At 60.5% G+C, this 7,122-nt stretch carries 8 protein-coding genes and 1 pseudogene; 4 read left to right on the top strand and 5 right to left on the bottom strand.

The annotated features are described in order from the left end of the window. Nucleotides 1-364: 364 nt before the first annotated feature. The 3 genes from RCH09_RS19190 (at nt 365) to RCH09_RS19200 (ending at nt 2,715) form a co-directional block, all read left to right on the top strand. Entirely contained in the window at nt 365-598 is a 234-nt protein-coding gene (locus RCH09_RS19190) for a hypothetical protein (RefSeq protein WP_326942754.1), read from the top strand. Nucleotides 599-1,099: 501 nt separating this feature from the next. Beyond that, nucleotides 1,100-1,399 carry a helix-turn-helix domain-containing protein gene (locus tag RCH09_RS19195; RefSeq protein ID WP_326942755.1) on the top strand — a complete coding sequence of 100 codons (300 nt, stop codon included), beginning with the start codon at nt 1,100-1,102 and terminating at the stop codon, nt 1,397-1,399. Beyond that, nucleotides 1,396-2,715, top strand: a complete 1,320-nt coding sequence (locus RCH09_RS19200) for a type II toxin-antitoxin system HipA family toxin (protein ID WP_326942756.1) — start codon at nt 1,396-1,398, stop codon at nt 2,713-2,715. Before RCH09_RS19195 ends, RCH09_RS19200 begins: the two co-directional genes overlap by 4 nt. A 313-nt stretch (nt 2,716-3,028) precedes the next feature. On the opposite strand, the pseudogene RCH09_RS19205 reads toward RCH09_RS19200, so the two are convergent. The 4 genes and pseudogenes from RCH09_RS19205 to RCH09_RS19220 all read right to left on the bottom strand — a co-directional run. Further along, nucleotides 3,029-3,181, bottom strand: a pseudogene (locus tag RCH09_RS19205) (Tn3 family transposase); the annotation flags it as partial. 68 nt (nt 3,182-3,249) lie between these two features. After that, entirely contained in the window at nt 3,250-3,930 is a 681-nt protein-coding gene (locus RCH09_RS19210; RefSeq protein WP_326942757.1) for an FkbM family methyltransferase, read from the bottom strand. Nucleotides 3,931-3,938: 8 nt separating this feature from the next. Then, nucleotides 3,939-5,363: a hypothetical protein gene (locus RCH09_RS19215; protein WP_326942758.1), complete on the bottom strand. Its 1,425-nt coding sequence runs from the start codon at nt 5,361-5,363 to the stop codon at nt 3,939-3,941. A 10-nt stretch (nt 5,364-5,373) separates the two neighbouring features. Further along, the gene (locus tag RCH09_RS19220) at nt 5,374-6,432 is read right to left on the bottom strand and encodes a hypothetical protein (protein WP_326942759.1); all 1,059 of its coding nucleotides are present in this window, start codon (nt 6,430-6,432) and stop codon (nt 5,374-5,376) included. A gap of 148 nt (nt 6,433-6,580) precedes the next feature. On the opposite strand from RCH09_RS19220, the gene RCH09_RS19225 reads away from it, so the two are divergent. Next, on the top strand, nt 6,581-6,760 hold the full coding sequence (locus tag RCH09_RS19225) for a hypothetical protein (protein WP_326942760.1): 180 nt from the start codon (nt 6,581-6,583) through the stop codon (nt 6,758-6,760). Nucleotides 6,761-6,871: 111 nt separating this feature from the next. On the opposite strand, the gene RCH09_RS19230 is transcribed toward RCH09_RS19225, so the two are convergent. Then, on the bottom strand, nt 6,872-7,122 hold a 251-nt coding region (locus tag RCH09_RS19230; protein WP_326942761.1), incomplete at its 5' end, for a hypothetical protein.

The raw sequence follows: 7,122 nt of genomic DNA on the forward strand, positions 1-7,122 counted from the left end.
TCATCTTGGGGGAAGTGTTGATGGCTATCTTGCTATAACGGTTATGCTTCGAAATAGGTTGGCCGGTATCGACGAATAAATCCGCGTTTCCCTAGAGGAAAGCCATCCATCCCATCTACCTTTGAAGACTGTTTCTTGGCGGGGGAGTATCCGTTCGACCGGGCCCGGCAAACTGCCCGGTGGGCCCGACAATGATATCCTGCCAGCCACGGCGCGCCAAAGCCATACACGCCGTCAAGTATTGGGGAACATACGTCGGTCTTGAAGGCTTCGCGCCTCCGGAAGACGAAGAAGCTCGTACAACGCGTCAAGGTCGTGCTTCTCACGATAGCCCGCGTCACGTAATAACCTGGAAATACGCAACATGGTGGATTGGATCCCGATAGTCTTAATTACGTTCAAGGTCCTGGTGCTCGGCACGGGCATGTTCTTCGCTGTCAAGTGGCATTACGATCAACGGAAGGCAGGGCGTGACACTCGCTCGGTGCTGCGCGCGAGCGGCAAGGTGGCCGCAATCTTCGTGCTATCGCTCGTGGGCCTGGTGCTTTTCACTTTCGTCCTTGCCAGGATGATCGGTTTGGACTTGACCTTCCCATGATGGCAAGGAATGGTTGGCCGGCCGCGCAACGGTATAAACCAAGTCACTAAACTGCCCTCGTATTTCATCGGGACGATATTGCATTCGTCTCGCCCCATCTCGCAGCCAAATAGCTTCCTGACGGTGGAGCTCTCTGGCCCGCTTTTGCCGGCTCCATCGAGTATCCGGTTCATGGTGGGTGGGGGAACCACTGGCGCTATCGCCAACGCGATTTCGGTCTTGGATCCGGCTGTTTTCATGGCCTCGCTGAGGCGGCGGCTGATGGCGGTATTTGATTCCACGTGGCGGGGCCAATGAGTCCAGGCCTTGAGCCTTTCAGCTGATTGACATCGTTTCGCGCTCGCGCCAGACGTGTCGGAGTCGTAGAATAGTCATGCCGTTTATGTTGTGCATGAAGCTGATTTGCACAGCATAATATGCAAACGGTTGACCATCGCAGATTTGCACAGTAAATTATGCGCATACAGGCAATGCACAATATGCAGTGCAAAGGAGCCCCAGATGACAACCCTGCAGAACATTGGCGACAAGCTACGGCTTCAACGCAAAGCGTTGGCTGTCACCCAAGCAGATCTCGCCGCCCGCAGCAAGGTGCACCGCAATACGCTGGGAAGCCTCGAATCCGGGCACGGCAATGTCGAGCTCACGACCCTTCTTGCGATCTGCGAGGAGCTGGGTCTCGACCTTGTTTTGGTTCCGAAACCGGTTGCCGGCCTGGTCGGGCACACTGGCCCGCTGTTGAGATCGTCGAAAAGCCTCAAGCGCGAGCGTCTCCTGGGTGGTGTGAAAGTCGCCCGATGAGCGGCGTCCGCTCCCTTCGAATCCGGCTTGGCAAGACCAACGTCGGGCACCTTTTCGCCATGGATGACGGAAGAACGTACTTCCGTTTCGATGACGCCTACGCGCTTGATCTCAACCGCCCTATCTTGTCCCAGGCATTCCAGGGAGACACGGAGGCCGAGACCTTGGTCCAGCTGATGACGCCAGTGACAGAACTGACCGTGGGCCCGGGAGGCGGCGTGCTCCCGGTGTTTTTCAGCAATCTGCTGCCGGAGGGCGTACTTAGAAAACAGTTGATTCAGGACGGCAAGCTGAATCCGACGGATGAATTCGCCCTGCTGGCCACTTGCGGAGAGGACCTGCCCGGCGACGTCTGGGCCGTACACGATGAGCTCGACGCGCCCACCCTCGGGCGCCTCGTGACACAAGGGATGGAGAGCTACGAGTTGAGCTCATACCAGACGCCCGCTCCGACGGCTATCTCGCTTTCCGGGGTCCAGCCAAAGATCGCCCTTGTCAGCGCCCCCGGCGGCCGCTACGTCATGCGATCGAAGAATAATCAGGGGCGGCACTTTATCGGCAAGCTTCCCGCGACCGATAGTGCGGGCATGCCGGAGGTCGAGTTCACGTCGCTGCAACTTGCGGCCGCCGCCGGCGTCACCGTATGCGTCGCCGAGTTGTTGCCGATGACGGCCATCGCTGACCAGATCCCCTTTAGCCTTCGTGACGATGGTCGCAACTTCCTTCTGGTGCATCGATTCGATCGGGATGTCGATACCCCGACCCGGCGTCTTCACATGGAAGATTTCGCCCAGGCGCTGGAGATCATGCCTGCCAACAAGTATGCAGGAAGCTACGCTGCCATCGGGCTTGCTCTCATCGACGGATCTTCGGCACCGGACGACGACCTCATCGAACTTGTCCGCCGCATCAAAGTCAATGAGCTGCTGGGGAACTTCGATGCCCATACCAAGAATTTCAGCCTCCTGTATCGCGCAGACGGTGCCGTGCGCCTCTCCCCTGCCTACGACATCGTCGCGCATGCGGCCTACCAGAAGGGTGCTGGCCACGGACTGGTGTTCTTCCCTGGGCAGCCAGAGAAAACGACCCTCACGCCGGACATCGTGCGCAGGCTCTCCAACCAGTGGGATGTCCCGGAAGCGAAGTTGAAGGATGCGGTAATTGATGCGGTCGACCGCGCCATGCGCTTGTGGCTTGAGATTATCGAGACCTCGCTCATGTCCGGCCAACAAAAGGAAATGCTGAAAGGCCACATCGCCGTGAATGCGTCGGCGCAGTCTTGGACACGGAAGCAAGTGCGTCGCCCCAGGATCTGAGGCCTTCAATCCGGGGCCTTTAACCGGCGGCATGGTTCGATATTCGATACACCCACTACATGGAGACATCCCGGGCTGTCCGGAGCAATAGCCAGGGGTTACACATCATGGCGATCAAGGATGACATTTTTTGACGATCGCCCAAAACTGACGGTTTTCACCCAAAACTGACCCACCCTATTTGCGCGCAGGCCACACCGCGTCTGTGGATAAGCCTTACGGCCGGGGTCCTGGATCTCCTTTTTTCACTGATTTTTTGGTGGGTGATTGGCGGCTTGATTCGCTGTGCCCGAACCGCCAGGAATCATCGCAGGCGCCGGTGTTTGATGTTGAACGTGCTACCGATCATGGATTGCAGGCCCGGATAGTCCGCGATGGGGCCCGAACTGTACAACTTCGTGTCGCCCTGGTCGCCAATGCGCGGCGCGAAGCGAAACCCGAGTCGATGCATCAGCGCAAACACATATTTGTCGGGCCAGATGAACATTCTCCCCCTCAAAAAAATCGTTTCGCCAGGCCCTATTCTGCTGCAACCTAGGCGCGCCAGCGGCGCCGCCAGGCCGCGCTGGTGGAATGCCGGTGCGGTAGCGCAGCGCGGCGGACGTAGCAATCGTCGATCACCAATTCTGCGACAAAATCGAAGCCGCGGCTTTCCATAAAGTGCCGGATCGCGTGCCGGGCCGGACGCAAGTTGTGCTCGACCGTCAGCACATTGAACGTATAGCGATCAAATGGAAAGCTTTGCAATAGCAGCAGTTCGCTGCCTTCCGTGTCCAGGCTCCAATAATCGATCACCGGCGGTGCGCTTGCATGGTCGAGCGCGGCCTCGATTGTCATCGTGCGCTTGCTCACCAACGGCGGCCGCCCGGCTGCGTCCAGCCTGAGCTGCTTCATGTACATCGCATGTTCGAGCTGGCCTGGCTCAAAGCTGTCGATCAGGCCGCCCAGTGTCCCGGCAGCTTCAAGAAATGGCAGGTCGGTTTCGCTGTCGTACAGGCAGGCGTTCACACAGGTACAACGGCGCGCGCGCACCAGCTTCTCGAAGAACTGGTTGTTCGGTTCCACGCACAGGCCGTTCCAGCCGAAGTGCCGCTCCAACAGTTCGGTGTTGCTGCTTCGGATGCCGTCCGACGCTCCCGTGTCGAGAAAGAAGCCGCCGCGCTGGCCGCCCAGCAGTTGCAGGACGAGGTGGTCCTGTCCGTATTGCGATGGCATGGCCAGGCCTACCGGCGATGCCGGCTGAAGACATGCGAACGCCACGCGCTACCCAGCCCACCCCAGCGTTCCTGCAGGTCTGGCCGGCTGGAAAGGCTCTGGTGCAGGCGGTCGTCTTCGCGCCGGCCATACAGCATGGTCACGTTGATACGGTGGTTCTCGAAGCCCGGCTTGAAGTGGACCTCGTGCGTGCCATGGAACAGGTCGGAATTGAACATGATGCAGCGGTTGCGGCGGTAGGACACATAGGTTTCCTTTGCCCGGTTCTCGCGCAAGAAGGCCTTGATGATGTCGGTCCGGCCATTGTAGGTGTGGAAGTCCCAGGTGATGGGCGCGTCGACGTCGTAGACGATCATGCCGCCGGTTGCCGGGTCTGCATTGCATTCCTCGGGCGTGAGCCAGAAGTTGACGTTCACCGCCGCGAAGTCCGCGTGCAGGTTGGCCGCGGGCGGCAGGTCGGTCGAATTCTTGAAGCCCCACATCTGGCGCAAGGGATAGCGTGGCGTGATCACACGCGGCAGCGCCTCGCGCAGTTCCTGCGCCACCTGAAGCAGCAGCGGGCAATTGAATCCTTCGTTGAAGAAGGCGCCAAAGCGCCCGTAGGCGTACCGGATGCCGGTCCAGACGGTCGCTTGCATGGCGAAGCGGTGCAGGCCCTCCAGCGCTTGCGAACTGAGAAAATCATCGATCACGACCACGCCTTCGCCGCGATCGAGAAAGCGTTCCTCGACTTCGCGCGGCTTCCATGCATCCGACAGCGCACGCGGAACGCGTCCCACCTGCGGCACATGCACCATCCGGTTGTAGACGTGCCCGATCAGCGCGCGTTCTTTAAGTGTCATCGGCCGGCGCGTCTCCGGGCCATCCTGCTCGATCAAGCATTGGGCCAGTTGGCGATAGGTGGCAATGATGCCGTCGAACTCGGGATCGAGGAGGCCCAGCCGGCGCAGGTACGTGAATTGCCCGATGTCGTGGCGCAGCTTGCTCACGGTTATGGTGTCGCGTGGGACTGACGGAAACTCTGCGTCGGCAGCCAGGCAGGTGGGGTACCAGCGACTGCGCCAGCGCATCTGGGCATGCAGGCTGGCCAGCTTGCCCAGCAGATCGAAGTCCGTGCCTTCCATGGCGCGCTCGATTTCTGCCTGCGTCCACTGCACCGCGTGCTGGGACTCGGTCAGCCAACCCAGCAGATGGGCTTCGGCCGCGTCCATCCGGCCTGCCTTCAGCAGCGAAAAGGTGAGTCCGCGACGCGCGCCCGGGTGCGCCGAGTGGGCGTCGAGCACGCCTTCGAATTGCGCCGCCGCGGCTGCGTACTCGGCGCCTTCGTAAGCGCGGCGCGCGACGGCCAGCGCGTCCAGATCCGCCACCGTCAGCCGGTCCGGCACGGGTGGCGACGCGGCGGATGCCGACTGCAGCAGGGGGGCAAGGCTCACGGTGCGCGCCTCACTGATGCCACTCCGCTTCCAGCGCGCCGCTGCGGATCAGCTGGCGCGCGTAGCTGGTCAGCGCCTCGAGCGTCACCACGACATGGCTGGTCCCGAGAAAGCGAATCGTGTTTTGCGTCGTCTCGGTGGTGATCGGCGAGCGCGTCATTGCCGTATGGGTGAACGGCGTGGTGCTGGGGTGGGTCGTGTCGGTCTGGTCCGTGATGTAGGTTTTCCACGTGATAGCGGTCAGCGTGCTGTCCGTCACATCGGTTCCCGTGCTGTCCGTACCGGTACTGTCGGTGCCCGTGCTGTCCGTTCCAGTACTGTCCGTACCGGTGCCGTCGGTCCCAGTGCTATCGGTGCCGGTTCCGCCCGTGCCGGTGCTGTCAGTGCCCGTGCTATCGGTGCCGGTGCCGCCCGTGCCGGTGCTGTCGGTCCCCGTGCTGTCGGTGCCGGTGCCACCCGTGCCGGTGCTGTCGGTGCCCGTGCTGTCGGTGCCGGTGCTGTCCGTACCGGTGCTGTCGGTGCCCGTGCTGTCGGTGCCGGTGCCGCCCGTGCCGGTTTCGTCGGTGGCATCGTCGGTGCCATCCGCAGGCTGCGTCTCCCAGACGCCGAAGATCGCTTGCAGCCAGGTATCGTCCAGCGCGATGCGGGCATTGCCGCTCAGAGCAAAATGCACCAGGGACGAGACCACGTGCTGGGCGCGCTGGTTAACCACTGCGGCCGAAAAGTCCTTGACGAAACGTTGCCGTGTGATGCGCTCGTTGCCGTGCCTAAGCGAATAATCGCGAAACCACGAAATCAGGTAATTGTTGCCCAGGCAGGAATAGATCAGGTAATTCATCGCCGCCGCGTCCTCCGGATCCATGCGCTTGCCGTTGACGTATTCCGCGGCGATCTGGGCCGGGTCGGTGATGAACTGCTCGCGCAGCAGGAAGTCCGAGGACAATGCCCGGAACAGGGCGTCGAGACGACGCTGCAAGGCCATCTGGCGCATTGCGCCGCTGCGATCGGGCGCAACACGGGCGGGCAAACGGCTCCTGGGTTCGCGCTTCGAAGTGTTGTCAACATTCATGCTACGTCCCCTCGATTGTAAGCATTTGACAATGCTACCCGTGCGTTGAACGTCTGTGCCAGCCAAGTGGGTCAAGGTTGACGAGGCGCATGAACTTCTTGACGATTTCCACAAGCCAGAATCGGAACGCCAGGCGAATGAATGACCGATGCGCAGCTTCTTGCGTGACAACGAGCAGCGCCATCATTCGGAGAATCAGCCCCGCTTCGCCGCTTGGCTGGCCAACCTGCCGGCCGACCACGTGGGCGACATGTGTGCATGGGTGCAGTTCTGTCGGTTTGCGCATGAGGCGGAGCGCCGTACTAATTTTGGGGAGAAGGTCACGTAATCTCGGACGACTGCGCCTTGCCGAATGCACGTATTTGCTAATTGGCGATGTTGACCCCAAGCAGATGTTTGGCAAACGCTGCAATTGGCGGAAGTGCTTGGGTAAGGTACTTCAAGGGATTACCAATCGTCGCATTTTACTCAGCGTGACAGGAACATTTTGACTGCGATAAAAACGACGGCGCCAATCGCCAAAGCGACGGCCATAGCGAGCGGACGGGGGAATTTTGGCTCCAAGAGTCTCAGGCAAATGAAGCACGTCGCGCCCTGTCAACAACGATTCAAAACTGATACAGTTTTCAAGCCGCCAGCGATTTAAAACTGATACACCCCGTTGTCCGGCCGAAGCCGGTTTGCTACTTC

This window comes from Actimicrobium sp. GrIS 1.19 (assembly GCF_035984655.1).
In the GTDB taxonomy this organism is placed as follows: domain Bacteria; phylum Pseudomonadota; class Gammaproteobacteria; order Burkholderiales; family Burkholderiaceae_D; genus Actimicrobium.